Genomic DNA, 21,941 nt, shown 5'->3' with positions numbered 1-21,941 from the left:
GACGGTGGTAGAGAGTGCGTCATGTTGAAAAACCAAGACCCATTGAGTGAGCTACTACATAGTTTGAAGCTGCGGGCGGAAGTGTATGTGCACGCAGATTTTTGTGGCCATTGGGCTGTGGATACCTCAGGCCAGCGTCGTATCCCATTTCATATGCTTGGTTCCGGGCAAGGCTGGTTGCATATTGAAGGCAACCAGCCCAGATTGCTGAAGGCAGGGGATTTAGTTGTTTTCCCCCATGACGTCAAACATCTAGTATCAAGTGAAACAGAGATCTGTGCCGGTACTCGATTGAATGACCCTGGCAATGAGTTGGATGGTCCTGCAGTAAACCTTTTATGTGGTTTTTTCGATTTTGAGAGTCTGGGGAACTCACCGATACTCGACCAGCTGCCTGATGTGATCGTTTTGGAATTGGGAGAGCAGAGTCGTTATCCCCACATTCGTACCTTGATACAGTTGATGGTTACCGAACTGGAAAATTCAGAACCGGGTAGCTATGCAGCTGTTAACCAGATTTGCTATCTGTTGTTTGTGCAGGTGTTGCGGCTACAAATTGCGGAAAGCGTGGACACAGGATTACTTGCCGCTCTATTTGATAGCCGTATCGGTAAAGCCTTAGATGTAATACATAAGCAGCCTGAAGTCAGTTGGGATCTTGTCTCTCTCGCCCAAACAGCCGCCATGGGGCGCACCAACTTTGCAGAACGTTTTCATCAGCTGGTTGGGCTGACCCCGATGAAATACCTGACTCGCTGGCGTATGCAAAAAGCCAAAATGCTATTGGTGACTAGCGATCGTTCGATGATGGATATCGCCGAAGCTTGTGGTTATCAGTCTGAAGTTGCGTTTCGTAAAGCCTATCGAAGCAACGTGGGTGAGCCACCAGGCCAGACGAGAAGGGCGGCGGGCTAATCAGAGCTTGAGAAAGGGTTACGGGCATCGATGAATAATCGATGCCGCAACACGCTGATGTTTCAATAACCTAGAGTTTATTGACCTGATAGCGACGGATGTTATCTGTCAAAGTGATCTGATAAGTCCCTGGCCCCTGAGTGATAGCAATATTGGCGTACTCGTTACTGTGGGTTTCGCCGTCGGGCTCATCATCGCCATACCACTTTCCGTCAGCGTAAAACTTAAAGCTGGGGTTGCTGTCGGTGACAGTGACAGTGATCTGCCAGCGATAATCGCCCACTAAGCGCATGGCGGTTTTACTCCAGCCATTTGCTGTGCCGCGAAAATCAACACTGCTAAAGTCTTGTTTGTAATCGGTGTCGTCAGTGACCGTGATGGTGATGGTATCGGTCGCTGTTTCGCCTTTGTCATCAGTCACCGTTAACGTGACAGGATAGAGCCCAGCGTCGGCATAGAGTTTAGTTGGGAAGATGCCAGTTAAGCCATTGGACCATTGATAGGAGACAATGCTGCCGTTAGCCGATGTTGAGCCACTGGCGTCAAACTGCACTGTGTTGCCTATCATCACCGTGATGTCGTCACCGGCATCTGCGGTTAGCCCCTGTTTACTATAAGACACAGCGTCAATGAGTTGCTTGCTACGATCATTGCCGGAGCGGTAGCCTGATGGCTGCTCCTGAGTACCAACACTGCCCATGCCATAGGTTTTCAGGTCAAAATGATTACCCGAAATATTGATGATGCTAAAGCCGATCTCATACGCGACGCCATTGCTGTTGTGGGGGTAATAGGCAAGCATATGCATATCACTGCTGCTGTTATTCCGGGGCCATTGTCCCGCTGGCGCTGCGATCATATAGCCCACCCCTTTATTCGCATCACGGCCATACTCAGCCTTGAAGTCCAGTGAATGGCTGGTGGCTGTGACAGGCTTCAAGCGCTGGTACTCATGCACATGGCCGGTAATCGCCCAATCGAGTTTTTGATTAAAGTAGTTTACATACGGGCGTAGATATTTGACCTCATCCTTGCCGCCTGCCGGGTTGATCGCCGGTACATGCCAGTACGCAAAACTCCAAGGACATGATTGCGCTTGATTGACTTCATCTTGCAGCCAGTTGCCTTGGGCCGCTGCATTGTTGCCGTGGTCGCGCTCAGGATAGCGGCCATAGAACACAGGGATCTCTGAGTTCACGCTCATAAAACAGGCATTACCGTATTGGAAGCTGTAGTAATCGGGGTAACTCATATCCGGGGTGAGATAGAAGTATTTTCTAAATGAGCGAGTGTCCTCAGCGTTACTCCAATACTGTTCAGAGTCGCTGACGTTGCTGTTGCCTGGGGTGTCATGGTTGCCCATGGCTGGCAGCATGGCTTTGGAAGCAAACAGTGTCTGACCTTTATCAAAGAACACCTTCCACCAATAGAAACGCTCGCCGTTTTGTGGAATATCATCTTTTACCATGTCGCCGACGGTGATGATGAAATCAAAGTCATCCATATGCTCATTGACGATCGCCTGGGCGACGTCATGCCAGCGTTGTTGGCCTTGTTCATCTTGCATGTCACCAACCACGAGAAAGCGACTGTAGTCCATCTCATTTTTGGCGGTGATAAAGGCATATTGGCTGGAGAATTCGCCGGCAGGACTGGTGACTTTGTACTCATACTCCGTATCCGCCTGCAAATTGCTTAGGGTAATGTGATGCACCTTCCCCCAGCCCGGTGCGAGATCGGCAACGTTGTCCTCTGCCTGTACTTGCCATTCTGTATCACCCGCTTTGCGGAAGTAGGCTTGGGCAGTAAAGTTGCTGTGACTGCCTGCCAGCTCATAATTGATCACCATATTGCTGGCAGGATTAAGGACGGTTGCCGTGTTGTACGCGCCCGTAGTTGTCGGTTGGATCAGTGTGAGGTAGGGGCCAATATATGGAGAGAAAGGCTGCTCAAGGCAATCTCCGAGATTGTCGAACCAGCGGTTATCGCTGTAGCAACCGCTGGTGCTGCGGCTGAATTCATCGGCTTTGTCGATAATAAAGTTCAGTTGAAGCCCTGAATCGATTTCCCCTTGGTATTTACCAGGTAGTGACCAGACGTAATAGCCACTGTCAGCATCTATGGTTAAAACCTGCTGGGCATTCCAGCCATAACCTTCTAGTTCAGAGATCGCACTACCGTTGGGGATCCAGGCCCAAATGGTGGGGGCTGATGAGAAGTCATTGGCGTCGAAATAGAACACCAAGTTACTTGTATCGTTATCACCGTCATCCCCATCATCACATTTAGCCACGGCAGTGGCATCAACCTGCTTTGAACCGCTGTTAAAAGTGATCTGGTAACTGCCGCTGTTCTCTATCAGATAGTCACTATCGGGATAGTTTTCACTCCAATCACCGTAGTGATCAATCTTAAAGCGCGGATTGCTGCCGCTGAACTGCTGGCAGGTGACGTAGTCATTGTTGCCGCTGGCTACCATTGGGGTTGTGCCCCAGCTATTTGGTGTGCCTCTAAACTGCCAGCTATCAGCATATACACTGGACATGCTGCACAGTAAAAAGAGGCCTAACACTGTCCGCCAGAGGCGGCATTCTGCCTGCTTGGGTACCGATATCATTTTGCGTTCCTTGGATCTGTCCTTGCGCATCTGCGCACCGAGTTCTGCAGGCTAGCATGGATAGTTTTTGCTGTTTTTTTACTCAGCAAAATACGAGAGGTAGAGCAAATAAACAGCGGAAAAATCGATTTGTTTTTGCGCTAAGTTAAATTAAACCGATTTAAAACAATGGTGTATTAGGTTTTGTTTATGTGGTCATCGTCAGCGTTGTGCCGATGCTTAATATAACCTTTGCAGGTGCTGAATTGAGTCCAGAACAATAGGGGGTCAACTGTTAGTCAATGTTAGCTGTATCTTTTGTGGCGGTATGTTTAGTGTTCTATGAGCTATGGATTCTCCGTTTTCTCCGTTGTTGCTTGCCTGTGGGAGAGCTCATTTGATACAGGCGCCTAGTCGTCACTCATCGGGTGAAACTTGGTGCTTACAGGAGTCAATAATTAGGATCTAATTAACTGAATTTAGGAGATATTAAAGGATATACTGACAGCGCTGCTTGGTTGGAAGAAGTGAATGAAGGGAGTTAGGCATGAGTCATGCAGAAGATTACTACGGGCCAACACTATATTTGGTGATGGTTATAGCTTGTGGTGCTATCACTATCGCAGGTTACCCTGCGGCCGTTGGCTACCTGCTACTGATAAAGCTGGTTTATTCGGTTGTTGTGTCCATGATAATTCATCGATGGCGAGAGTCGTCTGATGTGCTAGTGGAGTCAGAAGAGAATCGTTGGATGGCGAACCTGCACGGTATCCCTGTGAAGGAGGTCTCAAATGCGCTTAAAAACCTTCACTTTACTAGCGAAGATATGATGGTTCGTCGGTATCAGACGTTACTGTTGCCAAAGTTTATACTTATTTCTCTGTTAACTTTCTCGACGATACAACCTCTCTATCAGAATGTTACACAGCAAGGTTTCGGCATGGCTGACTGGTTCGGCGTAGTGCTGCTCGGATATCTGTGCTTCCAGTTATTTTATACGTTTCAGTCCTTAATGATGGCAAAAACGATGCGCTGGGAAGTAAACCGCTACCTACTTGGGGAACATACCTATTATTCGGCATTTACTAGCCATAAAAAGGGCTATTTCATGCCTTTTCTCGATAAGGTGTTTCGGTAAGCGGTGCGATTTGTCTCCGCCGATATAGGTAGGGCGCTAAAGTTGCAGCGGAGGATCATCTGCACCGCACTATTCGTTTCAATGGCTGATCAATGTCAACGATCTCAGTGAGTCTCGGGCGCACACTGGGGTTAACTCGTTCCGAGGATGCTGCCTATGATTACAATGGCCGCGCCATGTTCCGGGTTTCTTCCCAGATGGCGAAAAAGCAGGACGTCCATGAATGCCATGGACGCCCTGGTTTACTTCTAGTCTGCTGCTTAATCGGATTGACGACTACTGGATTGCACCTAGCATCACATTAAAGATACTGGTGTTATCAATGGTTTTATCGTTGAAAATGTTGGCGTTAACACCCCAAGCCATCAGTGGCACATTGACGTTGGTGTGGCTGCCCCATTTCCATGTTACGTCGGGATAGATACCAGCACCGTTATCTTTTTGCACTTCCAAGCCGCCACACTCGTGATCGGCAGTGACCAGTAGCATGGTGTCTGTCCGGTTAGTGGTCCAGGCAATTGCCTCGGCAACTGCTTCATCCATAGCTATGGTTTCCTGTACGTTTTGCTCAATCAGGTTAACGTGACCCGCCCAGTCAATTTGTGAGCCTTCCACCATCAATACAAAGCCATTTGGATTTTGAGACAGTATTTCGATTGCCTTGGCGCTCATCTCAGCTAGTGTTGGGATGTCGTATGCCTCATAGGTATGACCGTTGTTGGCTTGTTCCTCAAGAGGCAACACATAAGGGATGCCGCTGCTGTTGTTGCTGAAGTCCTGTGGGCCAAAAATACCAGCGAACTTGAAGTTGTTATTGCCGAACGTAGCAGTATCCACAGTCACGGCATTGAGTGCGGTCTCTGTGTTTATGACGGTATAACCGCCGGCTGTGGCGTTAACTGTATGCATGTCATCGGTGCGGTCATAGGTCCGTGTCCCACACAGTGTCAGGTTCGGCTGCACTTCCTGATAGATGCTGATGGATAATGCTTCGTAGTCGCTACGGTTAGGACCGTGGGCGACGAACGCAGCAGGCGTAGCGTGGGCGCAATCCGACGTGGCAACAACACCAACGGACATGCCGTTCGCTTTGGCGTACTCCATGATCGTGGGGTAGTCATCACCGTTACCCGGTTGCGCTACGGAGATCGTACCGCTGGTGGCTTTGTGGCCAGTGGCAAAGGCTGTTGCTGCGGCGGCAGAGTCGGTGTAGTAGTTGTCGCCGTGATGCTCATCTAGCTCATAGCCTAGAGTGTCGGCGCTGGCTGTATAGATTTCAGCGTTGGCAGGCGCTTGTTCCATCGCCAGTGTACTGCCGTTGAAGTGACGTGCCGCTTCGATTTGCGGGAAACCCATGCCGTCACCGATAAAGAAGATGACATTTTTAGCTGGCGCGGCATCAACTACTTCAATGCTGACGGTGTCTAATGCTTCGGTTTCTGTATCGGCATTGATGGTCAACGCCGCATCAAACTGACCCGTGGTTGGTGCGGTCGCGTTAACACGTGCATCAGTTTGCGACTGAGTAGCGTCAGAAATCAATGTTGGGGTGACAGTCCCTGAGGTTGCCCAGCTAAAACTGTCGGCGAACAAGCTGCCGTCTGCTGTCAGATTGGTTGCTTGGTTGGTGACAGCGATCTGATCGTGACCCGCTGTGGCACGGACTTTATTCATCGAAACGGGGACACCGATCTGGCTATCTCCCAGCATGGAGATATTGAACACGTAAACGCCAGCTTCTACTTCTGCTGCAATGTTGCCGCCTGGATAAGTGGTCAGTACAGAGCTGCCATTTTCCAGGGTCAGCGGCGTATCTTTTAACGAACCGTATTTGTTGCCATATTCATCGCCTTGTTGGATCTTGAAGCTGATGAACTGTGGCTCTTCAAATGCAACAACCACTTCATAGCCGCCTGCGCCAACATAGTTGAACAGGAAGTCTTGATGAGCGCTCCAATTATTGAACGTGCCCACCAAGTACAGTGGCTTGGTTAAATCGCTACTGTCTGTTTCAGTGACATTTTCGAGCAGTAATGGCGGTTGGTTAATGGTTTCTGAGGCATCAAGGGTAAAGCGGAATACCTGATCTTCGTCGCCGGTGACCGAGATATCCATGTTTTGATTGCTGTATTCAGTGCCGTCATCGGCTGTGTACTTGCGCTGCATCAGCATCGGTGCATCAAATACAACGTCGGCCGCGACATCGGTACCGATGGCAATATCCCGCTCGGGGCTCCAATCTGGGTCGGAAATTTTGAAGCTGTAATCGCCAGGGCTCATACGAAATAGGGCGATGTAGATGCCGTTGCCTTGGTGGGTAAGTTCCGCTTCAGGACGAGCAGACCAGCTGTTCATGCTGCCTTTGATATATAGGCGACAGTTTTTGTTTGGGTTCTCAGCCTGCTCATCTTCCGTACATTGGTAGGGGCCAATATCAATACTGGTGGCCAGATCCGGATTGGTCAGATCTTGGCCATCAGAGCCCGGAGCCCCTTGTTCGCCCTGAATACCTTGGTCGCCATCGGAGCCGTCGTCACAGGCTGTTACGCCGGCGACGAGCGCCAGTATCAACAGCAAATGCTTACAAAATTTAATACGCATAACTAAATCCCTGAATAAGTAAAATTTGATAAATGAATAGGCAAGCGCGTTTGTTTTTAAAATGATTGCGCGTTTGATTAGCGCTGGAGACTTGCCTTCAACACCTTGAAAAAAGGCGTTGTTAGTATTCTTGCGATTTGTAACAGTCAGGTGACAGTTTGATGAAGATCACGTTTTGTTGATTTGGTGAAAGCTTTGTATTCCACGAGTGCCGTTTCACACCGTGAGTGTTCGGGGCGCATAGCCTCCTAGGTCGATTTGTTGTACTAGGCTTTTAGGTGTCTTTATTAGCAGAAAAGAGGGATAGCTTGCCGTAAATCAACGGGCCATAGAGACAGCCTCTGTAGGCTAATTTTTCCCGATTGGCGTGTTCAAGGAAAGACAATGAGTTACCTACGGAGAAATAGAGATATGTTTTATGTGTTGCGCGGTGTTGTCCGCGACAAAGAGCGAAATTAGTGGACACATCATCGCCGTCAGAAACCTCTCTTGAGAAAGTTAAGGCGAGCAGTGCGAACGTATTCGAACTCTTCTTACTTCAATCAAAGATTACTCGGCCACCAAGCTGTAAACATTGGTTAATTCGTCCGCGCTTATTGTCGTTGCTAGATCAGGGGAGTCAAGAACGTCTCATGGTGATTCATGCAGGCGCTGGCTATGGAAAAACGACATTGGTCCAACAGTGGCTGGACTCAAACGACACAATGCATGCTTGTTGGTATGCCCTAGACGAAGAAGACAATGATCAGCATCTATTTGTCGCCTATTTAGTTAAAGCAGTAGATGCACAACAGCCTCTATCTGAAAATTTACTGAATTTGTCTAGGTCTGGTTGTGCTTCGCCAATGCTATTGGTTAAGCGTCTAGCTTATGAACTCAGTGTTGTGGTGTCTCCTCTATATCTTTTTTTTGATGATTTTCATCGAGTTGATTCTTATGAAACTCTGAATCTTCTGAGGCTATTGATAGATTCAACCCCTGCGAATATCCGCTTCGTATTTACATCTCGTAGTGAACTTCCTGCTCAGTTGTCGAGATCATTACTGTCTAATAGCTGTTTCTATCTCTCTGCTGAAAACCTAGCTCTGCTTGACTCTGAGACAGAGGAGTATGTCTGTACAAATTTGAAATTTGTGACAGACAGAAAAGATATTCGAGAACTTCATCGATTGGTTGAGGGCTGGATCGCAGGTATCAAATTGATGGCGTTGACGGCCGATAGTCATTCAAGCTTTAGACAAATGATACGGCAGGGGACTTTAAGTAACTCAGGATTGAGTGGCTACTTGACCTGTGAACTGTTGGCAGCTTTGCCGCGAACCGTGCAACAGTTTCTTTCTGATATCGCGGTTGTTGAACGTTTCGATTTTGAGCTGGCATCACGGCTGGCCTTATCGAGTGATGTCACTCAATGTTTGAGCTATATGAAGCGCCATCAGATTTTCCTTGTTGAACTGGATTCAGAGGGGAAGTGGTTTCGACTTCATCATTTGGTCACAGAGTTCTTGCGTGAACGTTTAAAACAGCAGGATCTATCTCGTTGGCAAACTTTGAATGGTCAGGTTGCGAAGTACTATTTTGATAGTGGCCTTTATAGTGATGCCGTACACCACTGTGAATTAAGCAGTGACGTTGAGCTAGCGATTTCATTCCTGACAGGTACAACGGAATTGGCTGACAGGGGGCTTTATTCGCTGTTGAGTCGGTTGTTCAACATGCTGCCTAAAGATAAGCGTGAGTCCAACCTGAAATTAATGCTTGATTACAGTTTGGTCGAAATTTTGCGTGGCGATCTGTTTTTGGGTAAACAGCATCTGGGTTGTTGTAAAAAGCTTCTGCAACAGCAATGCAGTGGTGACGCTGATTGGGGTAGCTATTATGCCAATTGGGCACAGTATCACTTGCTTCGGGCAGATTATGCGGAGTCGAGAGGTGTCGCTAATCAGGCGCTTGAGTTACTTACTGTAGAGCATCCTGCTTTCCATTTAGCGAAGTTGGTTTTGGCGGCTGCGTTATATGATTTGGGTGAAATTGAACAAGCAATTATTTGCCTTAGGCAACATCTACCTATGTTGGTTGAACAACGCCGACTCGAAGGTGCGCTTTGGGGGTATGCATTCCTGAGCCATCTACTGATGATGAATGGGCAACTGAGTGAAGCTGCAGTTACTAATGCCGCAGGTGCTGATTTTGCTCGCCGCTATTGTTTAGAGTACAGCGACAATATGTACTTTATTCACCTGTTTGCCGGATTTATCTATTTACAGCAACTTGAACTGCCGACCGCAGATCAGCATTTACGTCAGGCATTACAGATCGCTGACTGCTTGCCTCAATATTTTCAGGAACAGTTGCTTCCATTGCGCTGCAGGCTGCAACAGATAAAAGGTCGTCAGTCTGAAGTCACTCGATTGATTACAGAGATGGAAGTCCGAAGAGTCGATGCTGCACGCACTGGGCTTCGTATCCACTTTGATGAACTATTGACTGGATATTGGCTGCGGCAGGAGCAGCATCACAAACTTGTGGACTGGTTGGGTGAAGAGACCACTGCTAAAGGGTATGGAGAGAAGTACTTAGTCTGGTTACGTCAACAAGCTCGGGCATCACAGGCCATGGGAGAGAACGAAAAGGCGTTAAGGCAATATACCTTTGCGGTAGCAGAAGCTGAGCGTTTGCGACTGGCATTAGAGCAGCTGTATTGTTTGGATGCGTTGATCCATATTTGTGCCGAACTCCAAAACGATAGCCTGTCTGGCTCTCTTATGCTAATGGTCTCGTTGGCAGCAAAACAGAGGAATGTGGCGGTTTTTATGTATGACAAGACATTTTACTTGCCTCGTTTGAAAGCGCTTGTTCCATCATTGGAAGAGGGTGGAGTGCGAGTGTTTGCACAGCGGCTGCTGTCCGTTCTTAGACAGGGGAAACAGCTAACTGGAAAGTCACAAGTTCCGCATGCTGCGTTATTGTTCGGTATTACCGCAAAGGAGTGGCGAGTACTAACCTTGATCTGCGATGGCTTAAGTAATGAGCAGATCACCGAACAAACACATACATCTATAAACACGTTAAAAAGCCATATTCAACGTGCCTACAAAAAATTGGGAGTGCGTAGTCGTCGTCAGGCAATTGAGCGCGTGCCTGCGCTGCTAATTCGCTAACCGCACTTAACATCGACGATCTGTTCTCAACGCTTTAATCTTTGTGATTTAGCTAAAAAAATACCATTAATTTCATCCCTTGATTCATCCTCTGGCAGACGAAAAATAAAATAAATTGGATACAAGTACATAACTTTTCCAATCTTATGGGGATTGACCAATATGCAGTGTTTTAAAGCGGTTAAATGGGGATTTTTTGTTGTTCTTAGCGGATGGCTAACCGGTTGTGGAGGTGGCTCTGGAGGAAGCGATGCAGTTGCGAGCGAGGGGAATAATACCAGTGAGTGTGAATACACCGAATGCAGTCAGGTGGAAACAGGGATTGGTACGGTTAGTTATGCTGTTTATCAACCAAGCAGCCTTGATGAAAATGCGCCGTTACTGATTATACTTCCCGGTGCGACAGCAACATACAGGAGTGTTGAAAGCACATACCAGGCACGGGAATTTGCCGATCAATATGGATATATCCTCCTGCTAGCGCAGTCTCCACAATTAGCCTGGCCATTTAATCAAGCGGGAACCACCGCTGTGATTGAAGTTTTGGATCTGATCCAAGGGAGTTACCCGGTTAATCAGCAAGTGTTTATGGCTGGAATATCGAATGGTTCGATTTTAAGTAATTTGGTTGCGTGTGATTACGCTGATCGAGTCACTGGTATCTTCTCGGCATCCGGTCAGATGTTCCACTGGGAAGATGATGGTGCTTACGGATTTTGCCAGCCGAACGACAGTGTTGGCATTGCTTATGTTCACGGCACGGCGGATAACGACATCTTTTATCATGGCGGCGGTAACTACGGAGGAACGCGTTATTCTAGCCCTGCCGTTTGGGATGCTTTTGATTTTTGGCGAGCCCACAACCAATGTTCTGATGAATTTGTCTCTGTGCATTTGCCAGAACTTGAGCTTGGTCGTACAGCTGACACCGAGATTGCTCAAAACTGCAATATACCGATGCAATTTACCACCTCAAATAGAGGCGTTCATGTACCTGATTGGCAACCAGATATATTACATAACTTAATGCACACGTTTTTTGTCGCTTCGGCAGCAGCGAAATTCGGCTAGTCGGCTGACATGCTGCTAACCACTTATGAATGAATCAGCTTTCAGTATCATGAACCACTGGTAGTTAGAGCTGGTTTGTTCAGGTCCTATTTATTAGTTGCTCGGAGTTAGACCTCCATATTTGTATTCGTTTCAATGGCTGATCAATGTCAACGATCTCAGTGAGTCTCGGGCGCAAACTTGTGTTAACTCGTTCCGAGGATGCTGCCTATGACAAAAACGGCCGCGCCGTGTTCCGGGTTCCTTCCCAGACGGCGCATGACCCATAGCCACAACTGGCCCCGATTAGGGCTACCCTTCTTTAATTGCATTTCCGATATAAAAATAACGCCTACGGAGACGCCCACATGAGCATAGATAACATCCGAAATATTGCCCTGCTTGGCCAAAGCGGCGCTGGTAAAACCACCCTGAGCGAGCAGTTGCTCTTTCACACAGGCACCATCAATACTCTCGGTGAATTAAGCCGAGGCACAACAGTGAGTGACTTCGACGCTGAAGAACGCGCGCTACAAAAATCGATAGATACCAGTTGGCTGCATTTTGAGCATCAATGCCACCAGGTCAATGTGCTGGATACCCCAGGATCAGCCGACTTTATTGGCCGTGCTATTAGCGTGTTGCCAGCGGTGGAAAGTTGTGCGCTGGTGGTAGACGCCACCGAAGGGGTGAGCAATGTGGCAGAGAAGCTGTTTCAAACGGCTGGCGAGCGAAAGAAATGTCGCATGGTGATCATTAACAAGATTGACAGCGATGCTGAACATCTGGCGACTTTATTGGATGAGTTGCAAACCCGGTTGGGGCCCACCTTGTTGCCGATCAACTTGCCTGTGGCCAGCGGTGATGATGTCATCGATTGTTACTTTGATCCCCAATACGATCGCACACCGGCGTTTAGCAGTGTCGAAAGCGCCCACGATGCTTTGATTGACCAAGTGGTTGAACTCGATGAAGCGTTAATGGAGCTCTATCTGGAGCAGGGCAGCGAGCTTAAGCCCGAGCAGTTGCATGATCCATTTGAAAAGGCCTTGCGCCAGCAGCATCTGGTGCCGGTCTGCTTTGTGTCTGCGCGCACTGGTGCCGGTGTGGATGCCTTGCTGCAAGTGTTAGCTGAGTTAATGCCCACCCCGCTTGAAGGTAATCCGCCACTATTTATGAATTACGACAATCCGGTCACTTTATCTCCAGAGCCGGGTAGTCATGCTATTGCCCATGTGTTTAAAGTGGTTATCGATCCGTTTATGGGACGTTTGGCCTTGGCGCGAGTGCACCAAGGACGGTTAAAGCCTGATAGCGCGTTGTTTATTGGTGATGGCCGCAAACCCTTCAAACCTGGCCACCTGTTTCGCCTGCAAGGGAAGGAGCGCGCAGAGGTTAGCCAGGCGGATCCGGGGGATTGGGTGGCGATAGCTAAGATCGATGCGCTGGCTTTCGACTCGGTCATTCATGATTCCCATGATGAAGACCATTTTCATCTGCAGAGTCTGACCCTGCCGCCACCGATGTTTAGTATGGCAATCAAGCCGAGTCGTCGAGGTGAGGAGCAAAAACTGTGGGAAACGCTCGACAAAATAACCGCCGAAGATCCCAGCCTGAGTGTGTCTCATAAAGCCAGTCTGAACGAGACCCTGCTGACCGGGGTAGGTGAATTTCACCTGAAAACTGCGATTAACAAGATGCGCAACCAGTACAAGTTAGCGGTAGAAACCAGTACGCCCAGTATCGACTACCGCGAGACCATCACTGTCGCAGCTGATGGGCATTATCGCCACAAAAAGCAGACCGGTGGTGCCGGTCAGTTTGGTGAAGTGCACTTGTCGGTTAAACCGTTGTCTAGAGGTGAGGGATTCAGGTTTGTCGACAAGGTCGTGGGTGGGGCGATCCCCGGGCAGTTTATTCCTGCTGTTGAAAAGGGCGTACGGCAGATTTTGGAAGAGGGCGCTATTGCCGGGTATCCGATGCAAGATCTGCAGGTAACGGTGATCGATGGCAAACATCACTCGGTAGACTCGAAAGAGATCGCCTTCGTCGCTGCTGGCAGAAAAGCGTTTATTGAGGCGGTGGCGAAAGCTAAGCCGGTGGTACTTGAGCCGATTGTGGATCTAGCTGTTACGGTACCTGCGGATGCCATGGGTGATGTATCAGCCGATATGGCCAGCCACCGTGGTGTCATCACTGACACCCATGTCGGCAATAGCGGGCGTACCACGGTGCACTGTAAATCACCACTCAGCGAGGTAAGTGATTACTCACAACGGCTAAAGTCGATCACCAAGGGCGAAGGGCACTTCACCTTGGCGCTGAGTCACTTTGAGCCGGTGCCGGTGTCGCAACAAAAAGCACTCTGTCAGGGCTATCGTTCGCAAGAGCTCGCTTAAGTGATGATAAGTGGTGCGCTGTTTTGCGGTAGCCGCGCCACTTATCTGTAACTCGATTAGACAACGGCAAAAACAAGGCTAACCCTTCAGTTAGCCTTGATGATTTTTTCTGTTTATTGGTGATTTGGTCGCGGTAAAAAAGCTTATACCAAACTGGTAAGCATCTCGTCGCTGTACGCTACCAGCGGGGCTTTTGATTTCACCTTCGCTACATAGTCGGGATTAGCGATAAACGGACGGCCGATCGCGAGCAGATCGAACTTATTCGCTGTTATTGCTTCACTGCCGGTCTCGGCGGTGTAGCTGCCGACACCCACTAATGTGTTGTGGTAAACGCTACGGATGTAGCTGGAAGCACGGCCACCTAAATACTCGAACTCCATCGCATCATCAAAGATCCCGACGTGAAGAAAGGCTAAGTTACGTTGTTCCAGTGCCGGTAACAGGTAGTCAAATACGTTACGGTCGCGGTCGTCGGCGGCCATATTAAAGTAGGCGCCAGGGGAAACACGCAAGGCGGTTCTGTCGTTGCCGATGCGGTCGATCACGGCGTCTACCACTTCCAGTGCAAAGCGCGCCATATTTTCTGGACTACCGCCATACTGATCCGTGCGCTTGTTGCTGTCATGGTGCAGGAACTGGTCTATCAAATAGCCGTTGGCTCCGTGGATCTCAACACCATCAAAGCCAGCATCTATGGCGTTCGCTGCTGCCTGCGCATAGTCCGCTACCAGCTGCTCTATCTCTTGCTTTGTCACTGGTTTAGGCACTTGGTAAGTCAGTTCACGCATTCTTGGTACGCTGCCTTCGACTGCTTCAGCGGAAGGTGCCAACACATGCTCACCATGGTAAAAGTGGGGATGAGCAACGCGGCCGGTATGCCAAAGTTGAGCGAACATTTTGCCGCCGTTGGCATGCACTGTATTTGTGACTTTGCGCCATCCAGCAATTTGCTCCGGGGTAAATAGACCGGGGGTATTGGGATAGCCTTGGCCGTCTGCACGAATAATTGTCGCTTCAGAGATAATCAGACCTGCCTCAGCCCTGCGGCCATAGTACTCAGTCATCGCTTGGGTCGGTACCAGGTCTGCGTCAGCCATGCAGCGGGTCAGTGGCGCCATCAGGATGCGATTTTTCAGTGTTAGGGTAGGGTTCAGGGTATAGGGTTGAAAAAGGATATCCGTCATAACGACCTCTGAATCTTGAATGTTTGTTCAAGATAGAATGTTTTGAATGTTTATTCAAGAATGTTTTTGAGCAAACATTCAAAAATAAGTACAATGACAATAGATGTGACTCACAGAGAGTGAAGGCCTGCTGATGCGTAATGCTGAATTCGATAGAGAGAAAGTACTGAGATCTGCCATGAGCGCGTTTATGGCGAAAGGCTATGGCAAAACCAGTATGCAGGATCTTACCAAGGCCACAGGTCTGCACCCCGGCTCCATCTACTGTGCGTTCGACAATAAGCGTGGCCTGCTATTGGCTGCAATTGAACAGTACATACAGGACCGCGGAAAAGAGTTCGATGCTTTCTTCACTGACGACCAAGCTGCACTGACGCAGTTAAAAACCTATCTTGATCATATCGTTCAGGAATGTCTGAGTTGTGAGTCAGAACAGGCATGTTTGCTTATTAAAGCGCTGAATGAGCTGGCTGAACAGGACGATGAGATCCAAAACATTACCTCGGCTAGTTTGGCAAGCTGGCAGGAGGGGATTGAGTATGTGCTACGAAAAGCCCAAACCAACGGCGAACTTAGTGCCGATCAAGATTGTGCCCATTTAGCCCGCTATTTCGTTATGGGCATTTACGGCTTGCGTACCTTTGCGCAAACCCACCCCGAAGCCGAGGTACTGCAGCGCTTGGCTGATAAGCTCTATCAAGATGTGTGTGGGGCAGCTTAAAATGTTTTTGAAGAACGAGAACCACTCCCTAAAGCCAAGCTGTACCGTTATCGGCTCTAAAACATGGAGTTATTTACGTTGGCTATTGAGGCAAAAGTAAATTTTTAAGTGAATGCGACGATCTTCAATGTGGAACATTCGTTCCTAATATTTCTGGAAGCGAACCCTGTTTGCGCCCTCGTCCCGTAACCTAAGGCATTATGCTATTGGCTTTAGCCAGCCTTAGCTTCGCTGGGCACTTGGCCAAATAGGCGCTTATATTCGCGGTTGAACTGCGACACGCTTTGGTAACCCACTTGATAGGCCGCTTGGCTGATACTGGTTTGTTGCACCGCCACTAACTGATGGGCGTGATGCAACCGTATGGTCTTGATGTATTGCAGTGGTGATGCATTGGTGACCGCTTTAAAGTGCTGGTGTAGTGAGCTGGGACTCATATTGGCAATGGTGGCTAGTCCGTCTACATCTAGCGGTTGCTCGTAGTGCTGTTGAATATGCCGGATCACTTCGGCAATACGTTGATGCTGTCGCCCCTGACTGGCAAAGGCCGCAAGCTGGGGGCCCTGAGGGCCAAGCAGGGCATGATACAGTGCTTCTTTGATGCACAGCGGTGCCAGCACCTCGGTGTGTTTCGGCTCGGTGAGAACTGACAGCAAGCGATCGATGGTCTGCATCAGAGCTATCGACATGGGGCACACGCAGATCCCACGTTGACTGGGTGATTGTGGTTGTAGTGTCGGTAGATGCAGTAATAGGTCACTCACCATCTCGGTAGAGATATCAATTTTTATCGCCAGATAAGGCGTTTCCGGACTGGCCTCTATCACATGGGCTTCCAGCGGTAATGACACTGATAACGCCAGGAAATTGAGTGGATCATAGCTGTATTTTTCATCTCCCAAATAGCTGGCTTTCTTCCCTTGGATCACCACATAGATAAACGGCTGACAGACGATCGCGTTTCTTTCGGTCGGGCTTTCGGCACGGATCAACGTGATCCCCTGCGGCTCTATGGCGGTAAGGCCAAGCTCAGGTGTTAGCGCCTGCATCTTTTCGATCATGGCACACTGCAGTGTTCTCAGCTCGGTGGTCATCTGATGATGGGGCTGAATATCCATTTACGTCTCCCACTGTTCACTGCGCTTTCTGCTAACGTCACAACCCTTATTCCAGCAGGCATAGTTGTAACAGATTAAGTCGTTTGTCGATGCTGCTTAGCATAAGCGTTGTGGCAGTGACTGTAATGTCTGGATATGACGATTTGTAGGATCAGGCAAAAGCTGTGTAGTTCTGTGCTAACTCTGGCTCACTGTTGTTCACCATACTGCCCTGGCTTGAAGTGATTTGGTCGATGCCCAGTCTGTTGGCTGGTATTGGCATTCATTCGCCTTTGGTTGGTGAGTTATCGTGATAGACAGGAGCATTCAAATGCAACAGCGTAAATTGGGAACCGAGGGGCTTAACGTATCCACTATTGGCCTTGGCTGTATGGGGATGTCGGAGTTTTATGGCGGCAGTGAACGTACGCAGAGCTTTTCGGTGCTAAATAAAGCCATCGATCTTGGGGTGACTTTCTGGGATACCGCCGATATGTATGGTCAGGGAGATAACGAACGTTTGCTGGGGGCTTTTTTCAAGGCAAATCCTCAGACGCGGGCAAAGGTGCAACTGGCGACGAAATTTGGTGTGGTACGTGCTGACGATGGTGAATTTGTCGGGGTAAATGGTCGGCCTGATTATATCCAGGCCAGCTGTGACGCAAGCCTTAAACGTTTGGGAGTGGATCATATCGATCTCTACTATCAACATCGCGTTGATCCTACTGTGCCGATTGAGGAAACCGTGGGAGCGATGGCCGAGTTAGTGCAGCAGGGTAAGGTGCGTTATTTAGGGTTGTCGGAGGCGAGTGCTAGCACTATTCGCCGCGCTCACGCGGTGCATTCGATATCGGCCGTGCAGTCAGAGTACTCGCTATGGAGCCAAGATGTGGAAGCAGAGATATTGCCACTGTGTACTGAACTTAACATCGGCTTTGTGCCTTACTCTCCGTTGGGGCGGGGTTTTCTAACCGGAGCTATCAAGCAGCGGAGTGACTTGGCCGCGGGGGATTGGCGTTTGGCTAATCCCAGGTTTTCGGAGCAGAACTTCGCCTTGAACCTGCAGTTGGTGACGCAACTTGAATCATTAGCAGCGCAACACCATTGTACGAGCGCGCAACTGGCATTGGCGTGGCTATTGGCGCAGCACCCTCACATCGCCCCGATACCAGGAACGCGCAGTGTGGTGAGGCTGGAGCAGAATGCCACGGCTGAGAGCATTGTATTATCGCAGGCAGATCTCGACGCGATTAAAGGGATCCTGAATCGATTTAATGTGCAAGGTACAAGGTATCCTGAGCAAGCCTCGGCACTGCTGTTTGGTGATACGCCAGCGCAGGCTGCAACGGCCTAACGGGCAGTCACCTAGGGCTTAGGCCTAGAGGGGAGTGACAAGATAGAAAGCGCGTGTGTTGGATACGTCTGCTTTCTATCTGCTTCTGGCAGTTAGTTTCTACTTTAGAATGTTTTTGCTGATAGACAATTCAAATATATTATAATCAGATAGTTACACCGGCTCGGGCCGGTAGTGAAAGCGCGATAGGTCTCTCTGTGGCATATGTCCGTGCCTGCTCGCGGATACGTCCTGTGGCAGGAAGGTGATAAGTTGACTAAATTCGACAAATTGGTGCTGTTTGGTTTTTTCCTGATCTCATTGTCGTTGTTGGGCTGGTCAGTCCTCATTCATGGTAACAGTGCGCAAGCAGTTGCAGCTTCCATTGGTATTTGGCTGCTGCTGACATTTTTTGTCATGACCCTATTACACGGCATCATCAGCGGGGTACCAAGAACCAAGGTCGCCATTCCCGCCCTGCCGGCGACCGCGGTTATCTGTGTCTCTGGGGCGTTGTTAATCTATGCCGTGCTGTGACTGGCGCTTAGTTTCTTGTGTAACTGCAAATGCCCATGATGGGTTTGTCGCATGGGCACTTGCTCCTTGTTATCTGAGTTTTTCGCTATTGTCGTTAAAATCCTTCCAATACGATTTTACCTTTGGCGGTTTGCGTCTCTAATACGGCATGGGCACGCTTCAGGTTTGTCGCATTGATCTGACCAAAGTGTTGTCCTACGGTGCTTTTTATTAAGCCACTGTCGATAAGGGCGGCAACCTGATTTAGCAGATCATGTTGCGATTGCATATCTTCGGTTTGGAACAGTGAACGGGTGAACATCAGTTCCCAGTGCAGTGAAATAGCTTTGTTCTTTAACGGCACCGCGTTGAGGCTTTCCGGATCATCGATAAGGCCGAATTTTCCCTGTGGTATTAAGCTGTCAATGATTTCGGCATAGTGACTTTCTGTGTTGTTCAGGCTCACCACATAATCAACCAGCGGCAGTCCGGCGTATTTAAGCTCCTGACTCAGCGGTTTACTGTGATCCAGTACATGATGAGCGCCAAGCTCTTTTAGCCATGCGCTGGTTTCTGGCCGTGATGCTGTGCCAATAATGGTGAGATTGGTGAGGCGTGCTGCTAGCTGCACCATGATTGAACCCACACCACCTGCGGCGCCTATGATCATGATCGATTTCTTGCTCGCTGCTTTACCCACTTCCACTTGCAGCCGGTCAAATAGCATCTCCCAGGCGGTGATTGAGGTTAGCGGCAGTGCAGCGGCATCAGCAAAGCCGAGGCTTTCTGGCATATGGCCAACAATGCGTTCATCTACTAACTGCAGCTCTGCATTGCTGCCACTGCGGGAGATATCACCGGCGTACCAGACTTTGTCGCCGGGCTTAAACAGGGTGACGTTAGCCCCAACGGCTTTGACGATGCCGGTGGCATCCCAACCCACTACTTTCCATTGGCCATCGGCCGCGGGGACGCCTTGGCGGATCTTGGTATCCACCGGATTAACTGACACGGCTTGCACCTCTACCAACAGATCGTGGCCTTTCGCGTGCGGCTCGGGTAGCTCAATATCTTGCAGTGAAAGGGCGTCTGAGATGGGCAGGTTTTGTTGATAACCGATTGCTTTCATGTCTGTGCTCCAGTGGCAGGATTAGCGGGGAAGGGTGTTTACCACCGTTCGATGACAGCAAGTGTAGTTGACCTATATCGTTTGAAAAACTAGGGTGTATGAAAATAACTTTCAAAAATAATTTGCCAATGAAAGCGCTGAATGATCTTCGTATTTTTGTTGAAGCTGCCAAGTTGGGTAGCTTCTCGCAGGTGGCTAGAAACATGGAGCTAACCGCTGCGGCGGTCAGTGCGTCGGTGAAGCGGTTAGAACAAGAGCTTGGGGTATCATTGTTTGCTCGTTCTACCCGAAAGATCAGGTTAACTAGCGATGGCGAGTTGTTTTTGGAGCATTGTCAGCAGGCCCTGGATCTGATTGATGATGGCAAAGCGGCAGTACAAACGCAGTTGCAGGGGCTATCTGGAGTGCTTAAGTTGTCGGCCCCGTCTGACTTGGGGCGTAATATTCTGCTGCCCTGGTTAGATGAATTTATGGCGTTACATCCTAAGGTTGAGTTGCGCTTACATTTGTCTGATAGCTATGCCGATATCTATAGCAAGCCGATTGACGTGGCGCTGCGTTATGGTGAGTTGAAAGATGCCAGCCTAGTCGCTGTGCCTGTGCTGAGTGATAATTATCGCGTGCTTTGTGCTGCTCCCAGTTACTTAGCTGCAAAGGGGGAGCCGCAAACCCCTGACGAACTAACGCAGCATGACTGTTTGTGTTTCTCGTTCAGTGATACGCCACAAACCCAGTGGAATTTTCAGCAACAGAGCAAGCAACAGAATAAGCCGTTAAAAGTGATGGTGTTGGGCCGGCGTATGGCCAATGATGGCGATATCGTGAGCCGGTGGCTGCTAAATGGTGAGGGGATCGCCTACCGCTCCTATCTGGATGTGGTTCGCTATCTGCGCTCCGGCGAGCTGGTGCAACTGTGTCCGACATGGGTGGGGGAGCCTGCTCCACTTTATATGGTGTGTGCTAATCGGCGGATGATGACACCCTTGGTGAAAGAGCTACGAACATTCCTGCAAGCAAAGCTCGCTGTGTTGTTAGCCTAACTTAGCATCGCTGTGGCGAGCGTTCTGAGTTAATATCGCGAGCCTGCATTCTTGCTTTTTCGGACACACAGTCAATCGGTATGAGCCTGTTAGATCAACGCTATCGCCAGTTACGCGCCATCGATGCCAATGACTTCCACACCTGTTTTTACTGTGGTTGTATCGCGACTGAATTTGATTTTGCGCCGCCCAAAGCTCATTGGCAGTCGTTTCAATATCGGCAATTGTCAGCAGACAACCTGCAAGTCCCCTCGTGTATGGAGTGCATTAAATTGCTCAAAGGCTGCACCATGGGATTGGTACAGCAGCGTCGCGAATTAGTGCATACCAAAATAGCCAGTAAATATAAAAAGGCAATTGGTGTGTTCTTGCGTTGGAATGAGGATGAGTTGGAGGAATTGGACTTCTCGCTGCATCACAGCATCGCTGCCGGATTAAAGCTGGGGGAAGAGTCTCATCGGCGCAGTAATTATGTCGGATTTGCCTATGAAATTGACGGTGCCAAAGCGACTGGCTTAGTGCCAACTGCCGCACCGATCAAGGTGTTTGGTGAGCAGTATGCCAGTGTTAAAGATGCACTGGTGGCGGTCAGTAAAAGCTACCGTATCAATCAGGCCAAACTGGTTGAAGGGATGGCAAAACATGACAATAACCTTGAAGCGGTCGTGATGGCGTGGCAGCAACAACAAGAACACGCCATGTTTCAGCGTGAATTAAGAAAACAGTGCGCCGCATTTGCCAAGCAGCATAAACAATCTCATCGTTTCGTGGTCAATGAAATCGAACGTTATCTGGATAAAGATGCTGAACTCTCGATCGCCGATGCGTTAGACAAACTGTATCAAGAGCGGGTAAAGCACTATCAACCCTTGGTGAAGTGATTTACAGCGTTGATCCTAACCCAATGCTCCGCCCTTTAGACTTCTACAACCCAATATAACGCCTACCCACATAATCCCTTAGTTGAATGTATTTGCACACAATGCGGCCAAGCTTGAGCGTAAATATTTCTCAGATTACGAATGATCCTCAACTACGCTTTTATTTCACACGCCTAT

15 protein-coding genes are annotated in these 21,941 nt (G+C 49.1%); 10 read left to right on the top strand and 5 right to left on the bottom strand.

What is annotated here, in order from left to right; translation table 11 throughout:
• The first annotated feature begins 21 nt into the window (after positions 1–21).
• A complete protein-coding gene (locus EZV61_RS14645; protein ID WP_131416522.1) occupies positions 22–915 on the top strand; it encodes an AraC family transcriptional regulator in 894 nt (297 codons plus the stop codon).
• Positions 916–985: 70 nt separating this feature from the next.
• Here EZV61_RS14645 and EZV61_RS14640 read toward each other — a convergent pair whose 3' ends face one another.
• Positions 986–3,532 (bottom strand): PKD domain-containing protein, encoded by a 2,547-nt coding sequence (locus EZV61_RS14640; RefSeq protein WP_165569622.1) that lies wholly within the window; start codon positions 3,530–3,532, stop codon positions 986–988.
• Positions 3,533–4,058: 526 nt separating this feature from the next.
• Here EZV61_RS14640 and EZV61_RS14635 point away from each other — a divergent pair.
• Positions 4,059–4,649 (top strand): hypothetical protein, encoded by a 591-nt coding sequence (locus EZV61_RS14635; protein WP_130567719.1) that lies wholly within the window; start codon positions 4,059–4,061, stop codon positions 4,647–4,649.
• A gap of 276 nt (positions 4,650–4,925) precedes the next feature.
• Here EZV61_RS14635 and EZV61_RS14630 read toward each other — a convergent pair whose 3' ends face one another.
• Positions 4,926–7,250 carry an alkaline phosphatase gene (locus EZV61_RS14630; RefSeq protein ID WP_131416518.1) on the bottom strand — a complete coding sequence of 775 codons (2,325 nt, stop codon included), beginning with the start codon at positions 7,248–7,250 and terminating at the stop codon, positions 4,926–4,928.
• Between the two features lie 632 nt (positions 7,251–7,882).
• On the opposite strand from EZV61_RS14630, the gene EZV61_RS14625 reads away from it, so the two are divergent.
• From EZV61_RS14625 to fusA, 3 genes are all read left to right on the top strand, one after another.
• On the top strand, positions 7,883–10,411 hold the full coding sequence (locus EZV61_RS14625) for a winged helix-turn-helix domain-containing protein (RefSeq protein WP_131416516.1): 2,529 nt from the start codon (positions 7,883–7,885) through the stop codon (positions 10,409–10,411).
• Positions 10,412–10,573: 162 nt separating this feature from the next.
• A complete protein-coding gene (locus tag EZV61_RS14620; RefSeq protein ID WP_131416514.1) occupies positions 10,574–11,482 on the top strand; it encodes a CE1 family esterase in 909 nt (302 codons plus the stop codon).
• A gap of 347 nt (positions 11,483–11,829) precedes the next feature.
• Entirely contained in the window at positions 11,830–13,860 is a 2,031-nt protein-coding gene (fusA, locus tag EZV61_RS14615) for an elongation factor G (protein WP_131416512.1), read from the top strand.
• A 143-nt stretch (positions 13,861–14,003) separates the two neighbouring features.
• Here the strand turns inward: fusA and EZV61_RS14610 are convergent, their stop codons facing one another.
• A complete protein-coding gene (locus tag EZV61_RS14610; RefSeq protein ID WP_131416510.1) occupies positions 14,004–15,047 on the bottom strand; it encodes an alkene reductase in 1,044 nt (347 codons plus the stop codon).
• A gap of 133 nt (positions 15,048–15,180) precedes the next feature.
• On the opposite strand from EZV61_RS14610, the gene EZV61_RS14605 reads away from it, so the two are divergent.
• Positions 15,181–15,768: a TetR/AcrR family transcriptional regulator gene (locus EZV61_RS14605; protein ID WP_131416509.1), complete on the top strand. Its 588-nt coding sequence runs from the start codon at positions 15,181–15,183 to the stop codon at positions 15,766–15,768.
• A 212-nt stretch (positions 15,769–15,980) separates the two neighbouring features.
• Here EZV61_RS14605 and EZV61_RS14600 read toward each other — a convergent pair whose 3' ends face one another.
• Positions 15,981–16,886, bottom strand: a complete 906-nt coding sequence (locus EZV61_RS14600; protein ID WP_131416507.1) for an AraC family transcriptional regulator — start codon at positions 16,884–16,886, stop codon at positions 15,981–15,983.
• Between the two features lie 310 nt (positions 16,887–17,196).
• Between EZV61_RS14600 and EZV61_RS14595 the strand changes: the two genes are divergently transcribed.
• Positions 17,197–18,219 (top strand): aldo/keto reductase, encoded by a 1,023-nt coding sequence (locus EZV61_RS14595; RefSeq protein WP_131416505.1) that lies wholly within the window; start codon positions 17,197–17,199, stop codon positions 18,217–18,219.
• Positions 18,220–18,471: 252 nt separating this feature from the next.
• The gene (locus EZV61_RS14590) at positions 18,472–18,735 is read left to right on the top strand and encodes a hypothetical protein (protein WP_130567729.1); all 264 of its coding nucleotides are present in this window, start codon (positions 18,472–18,474) and stop codon (positions 18,733–18,735) included.
• Positions 18,736–18,829: 94 nt separating this feature from the next.
• On the opposite strand, the gene EZV61_RS14585 is transcribed toward EZV61_RS14590, so the two are convergent.
• Entirely contained in the window at positions 18,830–19,843 is a 1,014-nt protein-coding gene (locus tag EZV61_RS14585) for a zinc-binding alcohol dehydrogenase family protein (RefSeq protein WP_131416503.1), read from the bottom strand.
• 98 nt (positions 19,844–19,941) lie between these two features.
• Here EZV61_RS14585 and EZV61_RS14580 point away from each other — a divergent pair, with 98 nt between their 5' ends.
• A complete protein-coding gene (locus EZV61_RS14580; protein ID WP_240695214.1) occupies positions 19,942–20,883 on the top strand; it encodes a LysR family transcriptional regulator in 942 nt (313 codons plus the stop codon).
• An 80-nt stretch (positions 20,884–20,963) separates the two neighbouring features.
• On the top strand, positions 20,964–21,764 hold the full coding sequence (locus EZV61_RS14575; protein WP_131416501.1) for a hypothetical protein: 801 nt from the start codon (positions 20,964–20,966) through the stop codon (positions 21,762–21,764).
• Positions 21,765–21,941 lie beyond the last annotated feature (177 nt).

The organism is Corallincola luteus, from assembly GCF_004336975.1.
Lineage (GTDB): Bacteria > Pseudomonadota > Gammaproteobacteria > Enterobacterales > Neiellaceae > Corallincola > Corallincola holothuriorum.
Note: the sequence above shows the minus strand (reverse complement) of the source record. Positions and strands in the feature narration are given on the sequence as shown.